Here is a 19,600-nt window from a genome sequence, read left to right as displayed (position 1 = left end):
TGCTCAGCTCTCGTCGGCTGCCGGCAGAGTGAAGCGGAATGTCGCGCCGCCCGATGCATTGCTCTCGGCCCACATGCGCCCGCCGTGAGCCTCGATGATCGAGCGGCTGATGGACAGTCCGACGCCCATGCCGGTGTCTTTGGTGGTGAAGAAGGTCTGGAACAGGTTTGGAATGACGCCGTCCTGGAAGCCGGAGCCGGTGTCGGAGACCTCGACCTCGATCATGTCGTCGGCAACGCGCTTGTTGGCGACGACGAGATCGCGCCGCTCCGATTGCGCCATCGCCTCCAGCGCGTTGCGGAACAGATTGACCAGCACCTGCTGGATCTGCACGCGGTCGGCGAGGACGAGATCGGCATCGGGATCGAGGCTGAAGCGGAGCTGCACGTTCTGCTCGCGCGCGCCGGCAAGCCCGAGCGCGCCGGCTTCCTCGATCAGCTTGGACAGGCTCTCCACCCGCTTCTCGGATTCGCCGCGGGAGACGAAGTCACGCAGCCGCCGGATGATCTGGCCCGCGCGCAAGGCCTGCTCCGAGGCGCGGTCCAGCGCGCTCTCGATCTTCGGCGCGTTGGGATCAAGGCTGCCGGCGAGCAACCGCCGCGATCCCTTCATGTAATTGCTGATCGCCGCCAGCGGCTGGTTGATCTCGTGGGCGAGCGCGGAGGCCATCTCGCCCATCGCGGTCAGCCGCGAGACGTGGACGAGCTCGGACTGCAGCTCCTGGAGCCGCGCCTGGGTCTTCTGGTGCTCGGTCAGGTCGCGGACGAAGCCGGTGAAATAGGGCTCGCCGCCCGACCGCATCTCGCCGATCGACAGATGCATCGGAAAGGTGGTGCCGTCGCGGCGCTTGCCGGTGACGATGCGGCCGATGCCGATGATGTGCGGATCGCCGGTCGAGCGATAGCGCGCGATGTAGCTGTCGTGGCGGGTGCGGTCCGGCTCCGGCATCAGGATGCTGACGTTCTGGCCGATGGCCTCCCGCTCCGACCAGCCGAACAGGCGCTCCGCTGCGGTGCTGAACAACTGGATGATGCCGTGGCCGTCGATGACGATCATGGCGTCGGGAATGGTGTGAAGGATGGAGCGGAGGTGAGTCTCGCGCGTGCGCAAGGCTTCCTCGACCTGCTTCTCCTCGTCGATGTCGAGCAGGATGCCGCTGAGATGGCGCGCGAGGCCGGAACCGTCCCGGATCAGGCCGGCGCGGGCCCTGAGCCATTTGCCGCGGTCGGTATTGCCGGAAACCTTGAAGGACACGTCGAAGCCGCCGCCGTGCTCGGTGACCTGGCTGATCGCGTCCTCGACGCGGGCGCGGTCCTCCGGCGCGAGGCGCGAGAGGAAGAGGTCGTAGCTGGCCGGCTGGCCGCGCTCGATGCCGAGCAGCATCCGCGCGGTCTCCGACCAGTCCAGCTCCCGTGTCGTGAGATCGAGATCCCAGGTGCCGACGCCGAACCCCTCGATCCGGACCCGGAAATGCTCGCCGCGACCGTCATCAGGCGGATGCGTTACGCGGGTCGGCGACAATCGATGGCTCCCATTTTCCTGCTGCGGGTTTGGTGCGGCGAATGTGTCGGCAATTTCGCCCAAGGGCGGGCCGGTGGCAAGTTCGGATCGCTGATTCCATTGGCGGATTTCCCGCCCCAAGCGCGTCGGCGGTTTGATCTACCTCATCCTGCCTTGTCACGGCGAGGCTAGATTTCTCACTGGTTCATTGCCGTTCGGAGAATCGCCATGACATACGCGACCGTGATGGTCAGCCTCGCGCTCGACCAGCCCAACAATGCGCGTCTTCGGATCGCGGGCGAACTCGCCGAACGATTCGAGGCTGCCCTGGTCGGCGTCGCCGCGGCAAAGTTCGCGCCGCCGCTTTTTTTCAGCGATGGTGGCGAGGCCCAGCGCCTGATCGAACAGGAGGAGGATTCCGTCAAACGGTGTCTGGCCGATCTGGAGGCGGAATTCCGCGCCGCGACCAGGACCCGTGCTGGGAGCCTTGAATGGCGCAGCGCCATGGATTTTCCAGCACGATATGTCCTGGCGCAGGCGCGCTGCGCTGACATCGTCGTCAGCGGCGGGCAGAGTCCGGTCTTCTCCGATGCCTTTTCGCTGGTGAGCCCCAGGGATCTGGTGATGCAGGCCGGCCGGCCGCTGTTGTTCGTGCCCGACCGGGTCAACTGGCTCGATTTGCGTAGCGTGCTGGTGGCCTGGAAGGATACGCCCGAGGCCCGGCGAGCGGTAGCCGACGCCCTGCCTTTGCTGCGCAAGGCGAAGGACGTCGCCATTGTCGAGATTCCGGAAGAAGGCGAGGACCGCGCGGCGGTGGCGGCGCGCGTCAGCGACGTGGCCGCCTGGGTCGCCCGCCACGGCGTCACTGCGACGGCGCGCGTCCCTGAGGCCGTGAGGAACGAAACCGCCGCGGTGCAATTGGAGAGGGTCGCCGCTGAGTTCGGTGCCGGCCTGATCGTCGCCGGCGCCTACGGTCATTCACGTTTCCGCGAGCTGATCCTCGGCGGCGTCACGGAATCTCTGGTGACGCAAACCGCCCGCTGCGTGCTGCTGTCGCACTGATCGAGCTGTTCGGGGAGGACGCGCCGTGTACAAGTTTCTCGAAGAGACCGTCGATCGCTACATGACGCGCGAGGTCAAGTCGGTGCGGCGCGACCAGGACCTGCTCGCGCTCAGCGAGATGTTCGAGACCGACGACTTCAACTCCTATCCGGTCGAGGACGACGGGCAGGTGGTCGGCATCGTCACCAAGTTCGATATCCTGAAATGCTTCGCGTTCACGCCGACCCAGATGCTGCCGCGCTATCACGACCTGATGAGCCGCAGCATCGGCGACGTCATGACGCCGGAGTTCATCTATGTCAGCCCCGACACGCGGCTCACGCGCGTGCTCCAGATCATGGTCGAGCACCGCATCCGCAGCATCATCGTGCTCGATGGCGCGCAGAAGCTCGCCGGAATCATCGCCCGCGAGGATGTCATCGCCGCGCTCAAGGCGACGTCGCGGGAGTGATTCCCCCTCCCTCGCGGAATGTCGCAGGGGGCAAAGCGGCTTGTCCGCCGTAGCTCGAACAGCGAAGGCGGAAGCGTGCCCACCAAGTGAGTCTAGCCGCACCTTGCTTGCTGTCCTCTCCTGCATCCGCCTTCCAAGGCTTCGGCGGACATGAGGGAGACGCATTTCAAGAGCCGCGCCGTAAAAATACGGGCTATCCCCCAAAAGTCGCCTGCCACCTAAGACGAACTCAAGCGCCTCTCTTGATTTCAATCAATTCCCAGCGAGGCTGAATGTGGTTTCTGGCTCCGTGTTCTTTCGAAAGAGAATCCGCGATGAGCCAGTCCTCCATCTCCAAATCCATGACATCAGGTGAAAGCGGACTGGCTGCCGTGTTCGCAGTCACCGCGTTCCTCTGCGTGATCGCCTCGGCCAAGGCGCTCGATGCGCCGTTCGCGTTCCATGCCGGGCTGAGCGCGGCGGCGAGCCTCGCCGTGGTGTTCGTGATCATCAACCGCTACTTCGATCGCCCGGCGGAGCTGCCGCCGGCCGAGATCAACGGGCGGCCCAACTACAACATGGGGCCGATCAAGTTCACCGTCGTCATGGCGATGTTCTGGGGCATCGCGGGCTTCCTCGTCGGCCTCATCATCGCCTCGCAGCTGGCCTGGCCGGCGCTGAATTTCGACCTGCCCTGGACCAGCTTCGGCCGTCTGCGGCCGCTGCACACCTCGGCGGTGATCTTCGCCTTCGGCGGCAACGTGCTGATCGGCACGTCGTTCTATGTCGTGCAGAAGTCCTGCCGCGCGCGCCTTGCCGGCGATCTCGCGCCCTGGTTCGTCGTGCTCGGCTACAATTACTTCATCCTGGTCGCCGGCACCGGCTATCTGCTCGGCGTCACCCAGTCGAAGGAATATGCCGAGCCGGAATGGTACGCCGACCTTTGGCTGACCATCGTCTGGGTGGTCTACCTGCTGGTGTTCCTTGTCACCATCATCAAGCGCAAGGAGCCGCACATCTTCGTCGCGAACTGGTTCTATCTCGCCTTCATCGTGACGATCGCCGTGCTGCATCTCGGCAACAATCCGGCCCTTCCGGTTTCCGTGTTCGGCTCGAAATCCTACGTCGCCTGGGGCGGCATCCAGGATGCCATGTTCCAGTGGTGGTACGGCCATAACGCGGTCGGCTTCTTCCTGACCGCCGGCTTCCTCGCCATCATGTACTACTTCATTCCCAAGCGCGCCGAGCGGCCGGTCTATTCCTACCGGCTCTCGATCATCCATTTCTGGGCGCTGATCTTCCTCTACATCTGGGCCGGTCCCCACCATCTGCATTACACCGCGCTGCCGGACTGGACGCAGACGCTCGGCATGACTTTCTCGATCATGCTGTGGATGCCGTCCTGGGGCGGCATGATCAACGGGCTGATGACGCTGTCGGGCGCCTGGGACAAGCTGCGCACCGACCCCGTGCTGCGCATGCTGGTCGTCTCCGTCGCCTTCTACGGCATGTCGACCTTCGAGGGGCCGATGATGTCGATCAAGGTGGTGAACTCGCTCAGCCACTACACCGACTGGACCATCGGCCACGTGCATTCCGGCGCGCTCGGCTGGGTCGGCTTCGTCTCCTTCGGCGCGCTCTATTGCCTCGTGCCATGGGCGTGGAACCGCAAGGGCCTCTACAGCCTCAAGCTCGTCAACTGGCACTTCTGGGTCGCGACCCTCGGCATCGTGCTCTACATCTCGGCGATGTGGGTGTCCGGCATCCTCCAGGGCCTGATGTGGCGCGCCTACACCTCGCTCGGCTTCCTCGAATATTCCTTCATCGAGACCGTCGAGGCGATGCATCCCTTCTACATCATCCGCGCCGCCGGCGGCGGGCTGTTCCTGATCGGCGCGCTGATCATGGCCTACAATCTCTGGATGACCGTTCGCGCAGGCGAGCGGCAAGTCCAGATGCCCGTCGCTCTCCAGCCGGCGGAATGAGGAGTCTTCCATGTCGTTCTGGACACGCCACCAAATCTTCGAAAAGAACTCGATCGTCCTGATCGTCGGCATCCTCTTGGTGATCGCGATCGGCGGCCTGGTCGAGATCACCCCGCTGTTCTACCTCAAGAGCACGATCGAGGCGGTCGACGGCGTCCGGCCGTACACGCCGCTGGAGCTTGCGGGCCGCAACGTCTATGTCCGCGAAGGCTGCTATCTCTGCCATTCGCAGATGATCCGGCCCTTGCGCGACGAGGTCGAGCGCTACGGTCACTTCTCGCTGGCCGCCGAGAGCATGTACGACCACCCGTTCCAGTGGGGCTCGAAGCGCACCGGTCCCGATCTTGCCCGCGTCGGCGCAAAATATTCCGACGACTGGCACGTCACCCATCTGACCAATCCGCGCGCGATCGTGCCGCAGTCGGTGATGCCGGGCTATCCGTTCCTCGGTCAGACCGAGGTCGATCCGGATACGATCGCCGACCACATGAAGACGCTCAAGGCCGTCGGCACGCCCTACACCGACGAGCAGATCGCCAACGCAGGCGCCGACCTGAAGGCCCAGGCCGATCCAGACAATGCCGGCACCGACGCTTTCACCAAGCGCTACGCCAAGGCCGCCGTGCGCAATTTCGACGGCAAGGCGGGGACGCCGACCGAGATGGACGCGCTGATCGCGTATCTGCAGATGCTCGGCACGCTGGTCGACTTCAAGCTCTACAACGAGAAAGCCAATCTTCGCTGAGAAGGCATCACCGATGAAAGCCATCCTGACACTCGACAATCTCGCGTCTGGTCTCGTCACCACGATCTGGACGCCGGTGTTCGTCGCGATCTTTCTCGCGATCATCGCCTACGCATTCTGGCCCCGCAACAAGGCCGCGTTCGACGAAGCGGCGCGCCTGCCTTTGCGGGAGGAGTAAGAGATCATGACCGATCACCATGGCGACATCGATTCCGTCACCGGCAAGTCCACGACCGGACACGAGTGGGACGGCATCAAGGAGCTCAACACGCCGCTGCCGCGCTGGTGGGTGATCTCCTTCTATCTCACCATCATCTGGGCGATCGGCTACTGGATCGTCTATCCGGCCTGGCCGCTGATCTCCAGCAATACCACCGGGCTGCTCGGCTACTCGACGCGCGCCAGCCTCGCGGTGGAGCTCGCCAATCTCGAGACGCTGCGAGGCGAGAAGATGGCGGCGTTGGCGGCGGCGCCGCTCGCCGACATCGAGAAGGATCCGGCCCTGCTGGCGCTCGCCCGCGCCAAGGGCAGGACGGTGTTCGGCGACAATTGCGCGCCGTGCCACGGCTCGGGCGGCGCCGGCGCCAAGGGCTTTCCGAACCTGAACGACGACGACTGGCTGTGGGGCGGCACGCTCGAGCAGATCATGCAGACCATCCAGTTCGGCGCTCGCTCCGGCCATGCCAAGACGCATGAAGGGCAGATGCTCGCCTTCGGCAAGGATGGCGTGCTCAAGCCGGACGAGATCGTCACGGTCGCCAACTACGTCCGCTCGCTGTCGGGCCTGTCGACCCGTAAGGGTTTTGACGCCGTCAAGGGCGAGAAGATCTTTGCGGAGAATTGCGTCGCCTGCCACGGCGACGGCGGCAAGGGCAACCCCGAGATGGGCGCACCGAACCTGACCGACAAGATCTGGCTCTACGGCTCGGACGAGGCGACCCTGATCGAGACCATCAGCCAGGGGCGCGCCGGCGTCATGCCGGCCTGGGAAGGGCGACTGGATCCCGCCACCATCAAGGCGATGGCGGTCTACGTCCACTCGCTGGGAGGCGGCAAGTAGCAAAAAAAGAATAGGCGGGGGTGGACAAAATGCCCCCGCTTGAGCTGGATCAACTGACGCAGCGGCGTCGGGTCTAGGTTTGATCGCACCTCTCGAAAAGCTCAAGCGATGAACAAGACCGTGAACCCGAACGAGCTCACATCGGACGACGACTACGGGCCGCTCTATGCAGCCCGCAAGAAGGTCTATCCCCAGAGCGTCTCCGGCACCTTCCGCCGGATCAAATGGGGCCTGATGGCATTCTGCCTCGGCGTCTATTACTTCCTGCCCTTCGTGCGCTGGAATCGTGGCCTCGGCGCGCCAAGCCAGGCTGTGCTGATCGACCTGCCCAACAGCCGATTCTACTTCTTCTTCATCGAGCTGTGGCCGCAGGAGGTCTATTACTTCACCGGTCTTCTGATCGTCGCCGCGGTGGCACTGTTCCTGATGAACTCTGTCGGCGGCCGCATCTGGTGCGGCTATCTCTGCCCGCAGACGGTGTGGACCGATCTGTTCTACGCGGTCGAGCGCCTCGTCGAGGGCGACAGGCGCGAGCGAATGAGGAAGGACAAGTCGTCCGACCCGATGAAGCTCGAGCGCATCTCCGAGATCGTGCTCAAGCATTCGATCTGGCTGATGATCGCCTGGTGGACCGGCGGCGCCTGGGTGCTCTATTTCAATGACGCGCCGACACTGGTGAAGGAGCTCGTCACCTTCCAGGCGCCGATGATCGCCTATGTCTGGATCGCGATCCTGACCGCCACGACCTACGTGCTGGCCGGCTTCATGCGCGAGCAGGTCTGCACCTATATGTGCCCATGGCCGCGCATCCAGGCCGCGCTGACCGACGAATGGGCGCTCAACGTCACCTATCGCTACGACCGTGGCGAGAAGCGCACCTCGGTGAAGAAGGCGGCCGAGCTGCGCGCGCTGGGCGAGCATGTTGGCGACTGCGTCGACTGCTATCAATGCGTCGCGGTCTGCCCGACCGGCATCGACATCCGCAACGGGCCGCAGCTCGAGTGCATCCAGTGCGGGCTCTGCATCGACGCCTGCGACAATGTCATGACCAAGATCGGCCGGCCCAAGCGACTGATCGGCTACGACAACGACATCAACATCCAGCGCCGCCAGGAAGGCAAGGCGCCGGTCTATCGCATCGTTCGCCCGCGCACGATCGTCTACAGCGCGATCATCGCGGCGGTCGGCGGCATCATGATCTACACGCTCGCGACCCGTAGCCTGCTCGACATCAACGTGCTGCACGATCGAAATCCGGTCGCGGTCAAGCTCAGCGACGGCTCGATCCGCAATGCCTACACGGTGCGGCTGCTCAACAAGAGCGGGTACGACCGCGTGGTTGCGATCGACGCGGACGGCCCGGCCAATCTGGTCACACATGTCATCGGCATCGATTCCGTGACGCCTGATCGGCCGATGGTCGTGATCCCGCGCGACTCCACCAGCGAGCTGCGCCTGCTGGTCACCGCGCCGGCGGAGAGCAATCCGGATAAGTCGATGCCAGTGCGCTTCCACGTCACCGATATCGGCCTCGGTGAGGTCGCCACCACCACCGACAACTTTGTCGCGCCGTAAGACCAGGAGACTGCAATGGCAACCAAGCCGCTGACCGGAACCAAGGTGTTCCTGATGCTGGTCGCCTTCTTCGGCCTCGTGATCGGCGTCAATGTCACCATGATGAAGCTCGCGATCGCGACGCTGCCCGGCACCGACGTCGACAGCCCCTATGCTGCGGGCCTCACCTACGACCGCGAGGTCTCGGCGGCTCACGACCAGGCCGCGCGAAATTGGCAGGTCAGCGCCCACATCGAGCGCCGCGCCGATGGCGGTGCCACGCTTCAGGTCGATGCGCGTGATGCCAAGGGGCAGCCGGTGAGCGGCCTGAAGTTCGGCGGACGGCTGGAGCGGCCGATCGACAAGCGCGCCGATCTCCAGGTCGAGCTGTCGGAGGCTGGCTTCGGCATCTATCGCGGCCATGCCGCGGCCGTCGCGCCCGGCCAGTGGGATCTGGTGATCGAGGGCGAGGCGCGCGGCACGCGCGTGTTCATGTCACGCAACCGCGTGATCCTGAACTGAGGGACATGGTCATGCAGGTCACGCGGGATTTCTCGCACTATGTCCGGGCCGCCGGCGAGGGCATCAAGCATATCGATCTCGCGGTCGAGGGCGTTCACTGCGCCGGCTGCATGGCCAAGATCGAGCGCGGCCTCTCCGCCATTCCTGATGTCACGCTGGCGCGCGTGAACCTCACCGACCGGCGCGTCGCGCTGGAGTGGAAGCAGGGCACGCTCGACCCCGCGCGCTTCATCGACCGGCTCGAGGAGCTCGGCTACAAGGCCTATCCTTACGAGACCGAAAGCGCGGAAGAGGCCGAGGTCGCCGAATCCCGGTTCCTGCTGCGCTGTCTCGGCGTCGCCGCGTTCGCCACCATGAACGTGATGATGCTGTCGATCCCGGTGTGGTCGGGCAACGTCTCGGACATGCTGCCGGAGCAGCGCGACTTCTTCCACTGGCTGTCGGCGCTGATCGCGCTGCCGGCGGCAGCCTATGCCGGTCAACCCTTCTTTCGCTCGGCCTGGCGCGCGCTGTCGAACAAGGCCACCAACATGGACGTGCCGATCTCGATCGGCGTATGCCTTGCGCTGGGCATGTCCGTGGTCGAGACCATCCACCACGCCGAGCACGCCTATTTCGACGCGGCGATCATGCTGCTGACCTTCCTCTTGGTCGGCCGCTTCCTCGACCAGAACATGCGGCGTCGGACCCGTGCGGTCGCCGGCAATCTCGCCGCGCTGAAGGCCGAGACGGCGGCGAAGTTCGTCGGGCCCGATGAAATCTCGCAGGTGCCGGTCGCGGCGATTCATCCCGGCGACATCGTGCTGCTCCGGCCCGGCGAGCGCTGCGCGGTCGACGGGACCGTGATCGAGGGACGTTCGGAGATCGATCAGAGCCTGATCACCGGCGAGACGCTGTACGTCACCGCCGGGCAGGGCACACCGGTTTATGCCGGCTCGATGAACATCTCCGGCACGCTGCGGGTGCGGGTCTCGGCGGCCTCGGAAGCGACGCTGCTCGCCGAGATCACGCGGCTGCTCGACAATGCACTGGCCGCACGGTCGCGCTACATGCGGCTCGCTGACCGCGCCTCGCGGCTCTACGCGCCGGTGGTGCATGCGACCGCGCTGATCACGATCCTCGGCTGGGTCGTCGCCGGCGCGTCGTGGCACGATGCGATCGTGACTGGCGTCGCGGTTCTGATCATCACCTGCCCCTGCGCGCTGGGGCTCGCCATCCCCACCGTGCAGACCGTGGCCGCGGGCGCGATGTTCAAATCCGGCGTTCTGCTCAACGCCGGCGATGCGATCGAGCGCCTCGCCGAGGCCGACTACATCATCTTTGACAAGACCGGCACGCTGACGCTGCCTGATCTCGAAGTGACCAACGCAGCCGACATTCCCGCCGATATCTTCGAGCTTGCCGGCCGGCTCGCGCTGTCGAGCCATCATCCGGTGGCCGCCGCAGTCGCGCAGGCCGCCGTCGCAAAGTCGCCGATCGTCGGTGCCGTTGAAGAGACCGGCCAGGGCGTGCGCGCCACGCTGGACGGTATCGAGCTACGTCTCGGCCGTCCGTCGTTCTGCGGTGCCGAGGGCCTTGTCGGGTTGGCAGACGATCTCGATCCCGAGGCCTCCGTCGTCGCGTTCAGCAAGGGGAGCGAAAAATTCATCTTATCGGTGCGCCAGGGGCTGCGCCCGGACGCCCAGCCTGCGATCGCGGCGCTGAAGGCGCGCAACATCGGCATCGAGATCCTCTCCGGCGACCGTGAGCCGGCGGTGATCGCCGCGGCGCACGCGCTCGGGATTCCCCAGTGGCGCGCCGGCGTGACGCCGGCCGACAAGAATCGCGCGGATCGAGGAATTGAAGCGGCGCGGCGCAAAAGTGCTGATGGTCGGCGATGGCATGAACGACGCGCCGTCGCTCGCGGCGGCCCATGTCTCGATGTCGCCGATCTCGGCCGCACATCTGAGCCAGGCCACTGCTGATCTCGTCTTCCTCGGCCGGCCGCTCGCTCCCGTCGTCGCCGCCATCGATGCGTCGCGCAAGGCGCTGCATCTGATGCGGCAAAACCTTTGGCTCGCGATCGGCTACAATGTGCTGGCCGTGCCGGTCGCGATCAGCGGCGTGGTCACGCCCCTGATTGCGGCGGCGGCCATGAGCGGATCGTCGATTCTGGTGATGCTGAACTCGCTGCGCGCGCGCAGCGCTTCGCGGGAGACCCTGTGATGGAGATCCTGGTCATCCTGGTCCCGCTGGCGCTAATGCTCGGAGGCGCAGGTCTCGTCGCCTTCCTCTGGTCGCTGAAAAGCGGCCAGTATGACGATCTCGACGGCGCCGCCTGGCGCGCCATCGCCGACGACGAGCCGCCGCAGGAAGCGCCGGTCAAGCGTTAGCGCCTCAGGGCGAAGGTGAGCAGGGCGGCCAGCGCGAGTGCCGCGCCGACACCCGCGACGCAGGCGTGCCAGCCGAAACTGTCGAACAATCGCCCGAGCACGGCCGTACCGACCAGCCCGCCGCAGAAGTAACATGCAAGATAGGTCCCGCTGGCGATGCCGCGGTTGTCGGCTGCTGTCTGTCCGACGAAGCCGGTCGCGGCGGCCTGCGCGAAGAATGTGCCGACGCCGACCAGAACCATGCCGGCGAGCACTTCGCCGAGATGCGGCGTCAGCATCAGCGGCAGGCCGAGCCCGGCAACGGCGAGCGCGCCCCAGATCGTCGCCCGCGTTCCGAGCCGCGCGGCCACCTTGCCGGCGAGAAGCGTCGTGACGACCGACGGCAGGAAGACGAAATAGACGAGGCCGAGGTCCATCATACCCAGCGACAGCGGCGGCCGGACCAGCACGAAGTTCACGAACGTGAAGGTGCCGATGAAGGCAAACAGGATGCAGAAGCCGATGCCGAAGGCGGCGCGCAGCCGCCGATTGCGCCAATGCGCGATAGTGGCGGCGAGCGGCGAGGCCGCCGGCATCATCGCATGCATCGGCGGCACGCGTCCGATGGTGAAATAGACCAGCACGGCGCCGGCCAGATTGAGCGCTGCGAAGGCATAGAAATTACAGGCAAGGCCGAGGCCGTCGGCGATCGCCGCCGAGATCAGCCGGCCAAAGAGGTTGCTTCCGACATTGCCGGTGATGTAGGCGGCGAACGCGCCGCCGGCGTCCATGGCGCTGCATTGTTCGCCGAGATAGGCGAGGGTGAGGGCAAAGGCAGACGCCATGCACAGGCCCTGCGCGACGCGCAAGGTCGTGAAGACGGCAAGATTCGGTGCGGACGCCAGCAGGCTGGTGGGGATTGCCAGTAGCAGGAGGCTCACCAGGATTCCGGCCCGGCGGTTGATGCGCGGGCTGAAGAAGCCGACGACGAGGCTCGCAATGGCCATCCCGAAGGTGCTGGCATTGACGGCAAATCCCATCGCTGCCGGCGTAACGCCGTAGTGGCGCGTCAGCGAGGGCAGGATCGCCTGCGTCGCGAACAGGTCGACGACGGTCAGGAATGCGGTGAGGCCGATCACGAGCGAGCGCAGCGCGAGACCAGGCGAGTACGCCTCCATCGTCATGGCGGCTGGTTTGATCGACGCGGAAAGATCAGTCATGGCTGCTTCTCTTTGACTTGTCATTCCGGGCTGGTGCGGACGGGGCGTGCAAAGCGCGGCCCGGAGCACCAGACCCGTAATCTCGAGATTCCGGGTTCGCTTCGCGCCCCGGAATGACGGGACACCAAAGCTCGTTACATGTGATGGTCGTTGGGATCCTTGCGGACGTCAGCGACATAGAGAATGACCGTTTCCTTGCCGAGGTTCTTCCACCAATGCGAGGTGCCGTAGACTTCGGGACGGATGTCGCCGGCCTTGTGCACGATCGGATCGACGCAGTTGGAGGCGTGTTCGACGATTTCGCCCTGCTGCACGAAGATCAGGGCAGGGCGATCGTCATGGCTGTGCCAGGGCACGATGCCGCCGGGCTCGATGGTCAGCTTGCGAAAGCGCAGCTCGCGGCCCTCGATATGGGCCGGCTGCTTGCCGAGGTCGATTGCGCCGAGCGTGACGTCGGTGACGCCGACAGGCTTGGTATCGACCATCTGCTGCGCGTTCGGCTTGATCTTGTCGGCCGGGCATTCGCCGGCGAAGACCGGCGTCGCAAATGTGAGCGCCCCGAGAACGGCAAGGCCCGTCCAAACCGTGCGCGACAATACGTGATGCCTAGACATGGGAAGTCTCCTGTGCTGGCCGCAACCGTGATGGTCGCCGGCTATGGCAGGAGCTTGGTCGAAGCTGTCTCGATCCTGAAATGCCGGCTTGCTCTTGATCCGATAGCTGCGCGCTATCTTGATGCGCGGCGGCTATCGAACCGATTGGACATCGGCATTTCCGCTTCTGCTGTGTCTGGCGTCCGATGGCACTGCGCCCGATTGGCGGGCGTGCACGTCAATCCGGAGGAGCATTCCATGAGGAGATTGTCCAAGACCCTGATCTTCACCGCCGCCTTCGCGGTGATCGCCACGTCGGCCTTCTCGGAGGCGACCTGGGATTTCAAGGCCGGCATGGCCTATGTCTATGGCGGGCCCGGCAAGATGTCGGCGATGGCCATGGCCCCGGCCGAGAAGAACCACGAGGCCATGATGAAGAACGCGAAGAAGGTGCCGGAGAACACCGTCTTCTTCATGGATAACGGCACGCTGTACTCGACCTCGGGCCGGCTCGATCCGACCGGCAACTTCTACGTGAACTGAATCGGTCCCGGCATGGCGGCCGCCCCCTTGCGGGCGGCCGAACCAGGAAACTAATATTCACCTCACGAACGCCGGAGCGGAAGATGACGTCTCTCTCGCCAGCCGACGCCGAGCGGCTCAGATCTGCCTTCCTGCGTTGTCGTGACATGGACGGCACGCTGAACGAACAGCTCCGCGCCTATGCCGATGCCAGCCGCGAGGTTTTCCCGGCCTACGGCGAGGCGGTCGACCGCCTGGTGACCCGATTGGGCGGAAATGGCGGAGGCGAGACTGCGCCGCGCCCGGGCGATGCGATGCCGCCATTCATGCTGCCGGACGACAGCGGACGTCTCGTCACGCTGACTGCGCTGCTGGAGAGCGGCCCGGTCGCGGTGATGTTCTTCCGTGGCCATTGGTGCCCCTATTGCCGGCTCAACGTCCGCGCGGTCGTTCAGGCGCTGGACCGCATCGAGGCCATGGGCGCGCGCGTCGTCGCGATCATGCCGGAGACGCAGGAATATGCGCGGCAGCTCAAGGCCGAATCCGGCGCGCCATTTCCGGTCCTGACCGATCTCGACAACGGTTATGCGCTGTCGCTCAATCTCGCGATCTGGCTCGGCGCCGAAATCCAGAGCCTGTTGTCCTATCAGGACATGGCGAAATTCCACGGCAATGACGGCTGGATGCTGCCGATTCCGGCCGTGTTCGTCGTCGGTCGCGACGGAATTGTCAAAGCGCGTTTCGTCGATCCGGATTTCCGCAAGCGCATGGAGATCGACGATCTGCTCGCAGCGCTGGAAGATGCGAGCCGGGAGTGTTGAACCGCGCGCGCTTTCTTCCCTTCTCCCCTCATGTCCGCCGAAGCCTTGGCGAAGGCATGTGAGAGAGTGGAAGGGGCGACGACACAAGGTTACCCAGCAATCTGCCGCCAGTCCGCGCCGCGCAGCATCCGCATCACGGCGTTGGCCACCGCCGTGCGCTGACGGCCGGCCACTCCGTAGAGGCTGACGGTGCGGCGGGCGTCCAGCCCCGTGACCGCAGTGCGGGTCAGCTTCTCCGGCACGGCTGACGTGTGCGGCACCATGGCGACACCGACGTCGGCTTCGACCAGCTCGATCAGATCGCGCTCGCTCGAAATTTCGTGGCCATGCTCGATGCCGTGCTCGCGCAGGCTTGCTGAGATCCGGCTGGAATGCTCGCAGAACGTCCGGCCCAGCAACTGCTCCGCGCGCAGGTCGTCGAGTTCGATGCTGCTGCGGCCGGCAAGCCGGTGCCTGCTGCTGACCACGAGCTCGAAGCCTTCCGTGAACAGCGGCCAAACGTCGAGCCGTTCCCAGGACTCGTCGATCTCGGCGGCGATGCCAAGCTCGGCGTCGCCTTTCTTCAGGAACTCGGCGACGTCGCGGCTCGAGCCGCGCAGGAAGCGGAGTTCGAGCCGGTTGAACTGCCGCTTGATCTCGCTGAGATGTGGAATCAGAAGCGCTAGATTAATGGAATGGGTGAGCGCGATACGAAGCGCGCCGATCTCTCCGCTCTTGAACGAAGAGGCGAGCGAGCGTGCACCGGCCGCGGCGTCGTAGCACTGCTTCAGCAGCGGATGCATGCGCTGGCCGAGCTCGGTCAATTGAGCCGCGGGCCTTTCACGCCGGAACAGGTCGCCGCCGAGCTCGGCCTCGAGCTGCTTGATCGCGCGCGTCAGCGAGGGCTGCGTGACGTTGCACTCCTCGGCGGCGCGCGTGAAATTCAACAGCTGCGCGACCGCGAGGAAATAGCGGACCTGATGCATTTCCATGGATCGGCTCCCAGCTGGATCGGCCGGAAATCTAACCGATCGGGGCGGGAAATGATATGCTGGCAGCAATAGCACGCGCGTATGGTTTCGGAAGCCAGCCGGCATTTCCAAAAGACCGGACAATCGCCGACAACGGCAAGACGTAACAAAGGCCTTACGCCGGACGAATGATAACCATAGGCTCGACAGGAGCGAGACATGAACGGCATGCAGGACAACCCGCAACGAAGCAGTATGGACCTGCCGGGTCAGGTCGTTCTCGTGCTTCAAGGCGGCGGCGCGCTCGGCTCGTATCAGGCCGGGGTCTACCAGGCGCTGCACGAGGCGGGCATCGAGCCGGACTGGATCATCGGCACCTCGATCGGTGCCATCAACGCCAGCCTCATTGCGGGCAACGCGCCGCAGAACCGGCTCGCGCGATTGAAGGAGTTCTGGAAGCGGATGGAGCAGCAGCCGGTCTGGGACTGGCGCGCCGCCTTTCCCGGCTTCAACGAGAAGCTGGCCTATTGGTCGACCGTGACCCACGGCATTGCGGGTTTCTTCCGCCCCAATCCGCTGGCGCATGCGGGGGATTGCTATCCGCTGGGCGCTGACCACGCTGGCTATTATTCGACCGCGCCGCTGGAGAAGACGCTGACCGAGCTGGTCGATTTCGACCTCGCCAATCGCTGCGCGCCGCGCCTGACGGTCGGTGCGGCCCATGTCGGCACCAGCGAGATGCGCTATTTCGACAGCCGCGACGGGGAGCTGACCGTGAAGCACGTGATGGCCTCGGGCGCGCTGCCGCCGGCCTTCCCGGCGGTGCGCATCGAGGGCGAACTCTATTGGGACGGCGGCATCCTGTCGAACACGCCGACGGAAGCGGTGTTCGACGACAATCCGCGCAGGGATTCGCTGATCTTCTCCGTGCATCTGTGGAATCCCGTCGGCCCCGAGCCGACCACGATGGCGGAGGTGCTGAACCGGCACAAGGACGTGCAATATTCCAGCCGCATCGCGAGCCAGATCGTGCGCCAGCAACAGGCCCATCGGCTGCGCCACGTCATCAATCAGCTTGCCGCGCGGCTGCCCGAGAGCGAGCGCAATGATCCCGCGGTGAGGGAGCTGATGAGCTACGGTTGTCCGACCCGCATGCATGTGGTGCGGCTGCTGGCGCCGCAGCTCGAGCGCGAGACCCACACCAAGGACATCGACTTCAGCCCGTCCGGCATCACGCGGCGCTGGCACGCCGGCTATGCCCACACCAAGTCTGTGCTCGCGCGCAGGCCGTGGATCGGCGAATTCGATCCGCTCGCCGGCGTGGTGCTGCACGAGCACACGGACGAGATGCCGATGGCTGCGGAATAGGACTATGGGTGACCGCGCGCTTCATCGAATTGCCACAGGCCTTGCGGATCGTCGGCAGTCCGTCATAGCCGAAGGCCGTGTAAATGGTGTCCGGGAACGATCTTGAAGCCGCTCTTGATCAGGTCCGCGCTCATGCCGCGGGACCGGTCGCGGGCGTGTTCGGTCCCGACACGCTGACCTGGCGGATCGACCGCGAAGCCGCCGTCTTTCTCGGTGCCGGCCGCGCGCTGCTGCTTCAACTCGCGCATCCCTGGGTCGCTGCTGCCATCGCCGAGCACTCGACGACCTTTGCCGATCCGATCGGCCGCTTCCACCGCACCTTCGACGTCGTGTTCGCCATGGTGTTCGGCTCGCTCGACCGTGCCTTGCTGTCGGCCCGGCAACTGCACCGGCGCCACACCATGATCGTCGGCGAGATGCCCGAGACCGTCGGTCCGTTTGCGGCTGGCTCGCGCTACTGCGCCAACGACATTCCGTCGCTGCGCTGGGTTCATGCCACCTTGGTCGAGTCCGCGCTGATGGCGCATGATCTGGTTCTGCCGCCGCTCTCGGTCGAGGAGCGCGAGCGCTACTGGGCCGAGAGCCGGACCTTTGGCGCGCTGTTCGGACTGACGGGCGATGATCTGCCGGCGGACTGGGCTGGCTTTGCGGCGTACACCGCGGCAATGGCGCAGTCGGAGACGCTGACGGTCAGCCCGGCGGCGCGCGAGATCGCCGCGCAGATCCTTGGCGGCGCGCGTCCGTGGCTGCGCCCGCCGCGCTGGTATCGTGCGCTCACGGCCAGGATGCTGCCGGAGCGCCTGCGCGCCGGCTTCGACCTTGCGCTCGACGAACCGGACGTCAGGTCTGCCGACCGCGCGCTGCGGTGGATTCGGCGCGTCTATCCGAAACTGCCCGACAGGCTGCGCTATGCCAGCCCCTATCAGGAAGCGCAGGCACGGCTGCGGGGCGAGGCTCAGCCCGACTGGATGATCCGCTGCCTCAACCGTGCCTGGATCGGCCGGCGGCAGATGGATCAGCGCGGGAAGGGGTGAGGGCCAATCTCTCGTGTCCCGCACAAGCCGCAACGCGGAAGCGTTGCGGCGCAGAGTCGGGACCCAAGAGCCACGAACTCCGGTGCGAATGCGCTCCGGCTCAGCAGCGCACCACGTCGCGAAGGGCGACGCGCTGCGCTGCGTCCGGGCACGAGAGCAGAGTGAGGCCCAAATTCTATTGTGAGCGTAGGGAAGCGATCCAGGATCCTCTGCAGAAGCTTCGTCGCTACGCTCCTCGCAACGACGAAGGCTGTAGCCGGCCCTCGGCCTCACGCGGACGCCAGCTTCCTGTACAACGCACTGTAGCTCCCCGCCGAGATGCTCCAGGAGAACGAGCGGCCCATGGCGCTGCGGCGCATGGTGTCGAGCTGGTCATGGGCCATGAAGGCCTCGAAGGCGCGGCGGACGCCGCCGAGGAAGGATTCGTGCGAAGGTCTTGAGAACAGGAAGCCGGTCTCGCCGTCGGTGATGGTCTCGGCGAGGCCTCCGGTCTGGTGGCCGATCGGCAGCGAGCCGAAGCGCTGGGCGTACATCTGGCTGAGGCCGCAGGGCTCGAAGCGTGACGGCATCAAGGTGAAATCGCTGCCCGCAAAAATGCGGCGCGCCTGGGCGTCGTTGAAGCCGATGGTGACGCCGATGGCGTCGGGGCGGCGGCGATGCGCGTTGATCAAGGCCTGCTCGAGAGCCGGCTCGCCGGAGCCGGTGACCACGATCTGCCCGCCGGCATCGACGATCTCGTCGGCGGCCGAGAGCACGAGGTCGATGCCCTTCTGGTGCACGAGGCGCGCGACGATCGCGAACATCGGCCCGCGCGAGACTGCGAGGCCGAACTGCTTGCGCACGTAATCCGCATTGGCCTTCTTGCCGACCCAGTCGCCGGCGCCGAACTGCTGGGCGAGCTCGGCGCAATAGCGCGGGTCCCAGCTCTCGTCGATGCCGTTGAGAATGCCGGTGAGCTCGGCTGCGTCCGAGCGGACGCGGAGCAGGCCTTCGAGGCCGCAGCCGAATTCCTCCGTCGTGATCTCGCGCGCATAGGTGCCGCTGACGGTGGTGAGGTGCGAGGCGTAGACCAGGCCCGCTTTCAGGAAGGAGAGCTGGTCGTAGAACTCGACGCCATCGATGTGGAAGGAGCTCTCCGGTGCGCCGATCCGCCGCAGCGAGTCCTTCGGGAAGAGGCCCTGATAGGCGAGGTTGTGGATGGTCAGGATCGAGGGCAGCTTGGCGCCACGCCAGGCGAGATAGGCCGGCACCAGCGAAGCCTGCCAGTCATTGGCATGGATCAGGTCTGCTGCCCAATTGTTGTCCAGATTGCCCATGGCCAGCTCAGCAGCGGCCGAGGCAAAGCGCGCGAAACGGATGTCATTGTCGGGCCAGTCGCGCCCTGACTCGTCGCCATAGGGGTTCCCGGGCCGGTCGTAGAGCTGTGAGCACAACAGCACATAGACCGGCAGGCCGTCCTTGGTCGCGGCCCGGCCGAGCGAGCAGGCCGGCATCTCGGCAAAAGCCGGACAGCGGCCAACGACCTGAATATGCGTGAGTTGTTCGATGATGTCGCGGTAGCCTGGCAGCATCACCCGGATGTCGGCGACGGGTCGGAGCGCTCGGGGCAAGGCGGCAGAAACGGCTCCAAGCCCGCCGACGCGGACGAAGTCGTCCATCTCTGTCGTGACGAACAAGACCCTCAAGAACGATTGCCCTCTTCCGATCCCGTTTGCTGCTATGCAAGAACGGGTCCAGTTGCCCCTGGAATTCTCAAGCCCTCCGCGAGATGCGCCGGTTCGGTAAAGACTTTCCTACTCAGCCGCCGCCCTTTAGGGTCGACGCACCAACAACAGAGAACATTGATCGTTCCTAAGCAATTCAAGGACACAGGCGAGGACGCG

At 65.2% G+C, this 19,600-nt stretch carries 18 protein-coding genes and 1 pseudogene; 14 read left to right on the top strand and 5 right to left on the bottom strand.

Annotation, left to right across the window (positions count from 1 at the left end; genetic code table 11):
• Positions 1-3: 3 nt before the first annotated feature.
• Complete coding sequence (gene fixL / locus ACVWY3_RS19230) at positions 4-1,521, bottom strand: sensor protein FixL (RefSeq protein WP_456839876.1); 1,518 nt, start codon at positions 1,519-1,521, stop codon at positions 4-6.
• A gap of 207 nt (positions 1,522-1,728) precedes the next feature.
• Between fixL and ACVWY3_RS19225 the strand changes: the two genes are divergently transcribed.
• From ACVWY3_RS19225 to ccoS, 10 genes and pseudogenes are all read left to right on the top strand, one after another.
• Positions 1,729-2,562 carry a universal stress protein gene (locus ACVWY3_RS19225; RefSeq protein WP_456839875.1) on the top strand — a complete coding sequence of 278 codons (834 nt, stop codon included), beginning with the start codon at positions 1,729-1,731 and terminating at the stop codon, positions 2,560-2,562.
• Between the two features lie 25 nt (positions 2,563-2,587).
• Entirely contained in the window at positions 2,588-3,013 is a 426-nt protein-coding gene (locus ACVWY3_RS19220; RefSeq protein ID WP_456839874.1) for a CBS domain-containing protein, read from the top strand.
• A 314-nt stretch (positions 3,014-3,327) separates the two neighbouring features.
• Positions 3,328-4,977 carry a cytochrome-c oxidase, cbb3-type subunit I gene (gene ccoN / locus ACVWY3_RS19215; RefSeq protein WP_456839873.1) on the top strand — a complete coding sequence of 550 codons (1,650 nt, stop codon included), beginning with the start codon at positions 3,328-3,330 and terminating at the stop codon, positions 4,975-4,977.
• A 10-nt stretch (positions 4,978-4,987) separates the two neighbouring features.
• Positions 4,988-5,722, top strand: a complete 735-nt coding sequence (gene ccoO, locus ACVWY3_RS19210; RefSeq protein ID WP_456839872.1) for a cytochrome-c oxidase, cbb3-type subunit II — start codon at positions 4,988-4,990, stop codon at positions 5,720-5,722.
• Between the two features lie 13 nt (positions 5,723-5,735).
• The gene (locus tag ACVWY3_RS19205) at positions 5,736-5,900 is read left to right on the top strand and encodes a CcoQ/FixQ family Cbb3-type cytochrome c oxidase assembly chaperone (RefSeq protein WP_027558455.1); all 165 of its coding nucleotides are present in this window, start codon (positions 5,736-5,738) and stop codon (positions 5,898-5,900) included.
• A 6-nt stretch (positions 5,901-5,906) separates the two neighbouring features.
• Positions 5,907-6,782: a cytochrome-c oxidase, cbb3-type subunit III gene (ccoP, locus tag ACVWY3_RS19200; RefSeq protein WP_456839871.1), complete on the top strand. Its 876-nt coding sequence runs from the start codon at positions 5,907-5,909 to the stop codon at positions 6,780-6,782.
• A gap of 108 nt (positions 6,783-6,890) precedes the next feature.
• Entirely contained in the window at positions 6,891-8,357 is a 1,467-nt protein-coding gene (gene ccoG / locus ACVWY3_RS19195; protein WP_456839870.1) for a cytochrome c oxidase accessory protein CcoG, read from the top strand.
• A 15-nt stretch (positions 8,358-8,372) separates the two neighbouring features.
• The gene (locus tag ACVWY3_RS19190) at positions 8,373-8,858 is read left to right on the top strand and encodes a FixH family protein (RefSeq protein ID WP_456839869.1); all 486 of its coding nucleotides are present in this window, start codon (positions 8,373-8,375) and stop codon (positions 8,856-8,858) included.
• 11 nt (positions 8,859-8,869) lie between these two features.
• Positions 8,870-11,063 (top strand): annotated as a pseudogene (locus ACVWY3_RS19185) (cation-translocating P-type ATPase).
• A complete protein-coding gene (gene ccoS / locus ACVWY3_RS19180; protein WP_100236671.1) occupies positions 11,063-11,230 on the top strand; it encodes a cbb3-type cytochrome oxidase assembly protein CcoS in 168 nt (55 codons plus the stop codon). Before ACVWY3_RS19185 ends, ccoS begins: the two are co-directional and overlap by 1 nt.
• On the opposite strand, the gene ACVWY3_RS19175 is transcribed toward ccoS, so the two are convergent.
• Together ACVWY3_RS19175 and ACVWY3_RS19170 are read right to left on the bottom strand one after the other, a co-directional pair.
• Positions 11,227-12,429, bottom strand: coding sequence for an MFS transporter (locus ACVWY3_RS19175; protein WP_456839868.1), 1,203 nt, complete (start codon positions 12,427-12,429; stop codon positions 11,227-11,229). The two genes, ccoS and ACVWY3_RS19175, sit on opposite strands and share 4 nt — an antisense overlap.
• A 134-nt stretch (positions 12,430-12,563) precedes the next feature.
• Positions 12,564-13,043: a cupin domain-containing protein gene (locus ACVWY3_RS19170; protein ID WP_456839867.1), complete on the bottom strand. Its 480-nt coding sequence runs from the start codon at positions 13,041-13,043 to the stop codon at positions 12,564-12,566.
• A gap of 237 nt (positions 13,044-13,280) precedes the next feature.
• On the opposite strand from ACVWY3_RS19170, the gene ACVWY3_RS19165 reads away from it, so the two are divergent.
• Both ACVWY3_RS19165 and ACVWY3_RS19160 read left to right on the top strand, forming a co-directional pair.
• On the top strand, positions 13,281-13,565 hold the full coding sequence (locus ACVWY3_RS19165; protein WP_456839866.1) for a hypothetical protein: 285 nt from the start codon (positions 13,281-13,283) through the stop codon (positions 13,563-13,565).
• Between the two features lie 83 nt (positions 13,566-13,648).
• A complete protein-coding gene (locus tag ACVWY3_RS19160) occupies positions 13,649-14,365 on the top strand; it encodes a peroxiredoxin-like family protein (protein WP_456839865.1) in 717 nt (238 codons plus the stop codon).
• Positions 14,366-14,454: 89 nt separating this feature from the next.
• On the opposite strand, the gene ACVWY3_RS19155 is transcribed toward ACVWY3_RS19160, so the two are convergent.
• Positions 14,455-15,336, bottom strand: a complete 882-nt coding sequence (locus ACVWY3_RS19155; protein ID WP_456839864.1) for a LysR family transcriptional regulator — start codon at positions 15,334-15,336, stop codon at positions 14,455-14,457.
• Between the two features lie 198 nt (positions 15,337-15,534).
• On the opposite strand from ACVWY3_RS19155, the gene ACVWY3_RS19150 reads away from it, so the two are divergent.
• Positions 15,535-16,683 carry a DUF3734 domain-containing protein gene (locus ACVWY3_RS19150; protein ID WP_456839863.1) on the top strand — a complete coding sequence of 383 codons (1,149 nt, stop codon included), beginning with the start codon at positions 15,535-15,537 and terminating at the stop codon, positions 16,681-16,683.
• Between the two features lie 83 nt (positions 16,684-16,766).
• On the top strand, positions 16,767-17,717 hold the full coding sequence (locus ACVWY3_RS19145) for an oxygenase MpaB family protein (RefSeq protein ID WP_456839862.1): 951 nt from the start codon (positions 16,767-16,769) through the stop codon (positions 17,715-17,717).
• A gap of 269 nt (positions 17,718-17,986) precedes the next feature.
• On the opposite strand, the gene glgA is transcribed toward ACVWY3_RS19145, so the two are convergent.
• Complete coding sequence (gene glgA, locus ACVWY3_RS19140) at positions 17,987-19,402, bottom strand: glycogen synthase GlgA (protein ID WP_456839861.1); 1,416 nt, start codon at positions 19,400-19,402, stop codon at positions 17,987-17,989.
• Positions 19,403-19,600: the final 198 nt, after the last annotated feature.

The organism is Bradyrhizobium sp. USDA 4486 (assembly GCF_054057995.1).
This window is presented reverse-complemented; position numbering and strand designations above follow the sequence as displayed.

Excerpts from the sequence above, each read along its gene's own strand:
- ACVWY3_RS19225 (WP_456839875.1), top strand. The coding sequence starts at position 1,729 with ATGACATACGCGACCGTGATGGTCAGCCTCGCGCTCGACCAGCCCAAC.
- ccoN (WP_456839873.1), top strand. The coding sequence starts at position 3,328 with ATGAGCCAGTCCTCCATCTCCAAATCCATGACATCAGGTGAAAGCGGA.
- ccoO (WP_456839872.1), top strand. The coding sequence starts at position 4,988 with ATGTCGTTCTGGACACGCCACCAAATCTTCGAAAAGAACTCGATCGTC.
- ACVWY3_RS19205 (WP_027558455.1), top strand. The coding sequence starts at position 5,736 with ATGAAAGCCATCCTGACACTCGACAATCTCGCGTCTGGTCTCGTCACC.
- ccoP (WP_456839871.1), top strand. The coding sequence starts at position 5,907 with ATGACCGATCACCATGGCGACATCGATTCCGTCACCGGCAAGTCCACG.
- ccoG (WP_456839870.1), top strand. The coding sequence starts at position 6,891 with ATGAACAAGACCGTGAACCCGAACGAGCTCACATCGGACGACGACTAC.
- ACVWY3_RS19190 (WP_456839869.1), top strand. The coding sequence starts at position 8,373 with ATGGCAACCAAGCCGCTGACCGGAACCAAGGTGTTCCTGATGCTGGTC.
- ccoS (WP_100236671.1), top strand. The coding sequence starts at position 11,063 with ATGGAGATCCTGGTCATCCTGGTCCCGCTGGCGCTAATGCTCGGAGGC.
- ACVWY3_RS19175 (WP_456839868.1), bottom strand. The coding sequence starts at position 12,429 with ATGACTGATCTTTCCGCGTCGATCAAACCAGCCGCCATGACGATGGAG.
- ACVWY3_RS19170 (WP_456839867.1), bottom strand. The coding sequence starts at position 13,043 with ATGTCTAGGCATCACGTATTGTCGCGCACGGTTTGGACGGGCCTTGCC.
- ACVWY3_RS19165 (WP_456839866.1), top strand. The coding sequence starts at position 13,281 with ATGAGGAGATTGTCCAAGACCCTGATCTTCACCGCCGCCTTCGCGGTG.
- ACVWY3_RS19160 (WP_456839865.1), top strand. The coding sequence starts at position 13,649 with ATGACGTCTCTCTCGCCAGCCGACGCCGAGCGGCTCAGATCTGCCTTC.
- ACVWY3_RS19155 (WP_456839864.1), bottom strand. The coding sequence starts at position 15,336 with ATGGAAATGCATCAGGTCCGCTATTTCCTCGCGGTCGCGCAGCTGTTG.
- ACVWY3_RS19150 (WP_456839863.1), top strand. The coding sequence starts at position 15,535 with ATGAACGGCATGCAGGACAACCCGCAACGAAGCAGTATGGACCTGCCG.
- ACVWY3_RS19145 (WP_456839862.1), top strand. The coding sequence starts at position 16,767 with ATGGTGTCCGGGAACGATCTTGAAGCCGCTCTTGATCAGGTCCGCGCT.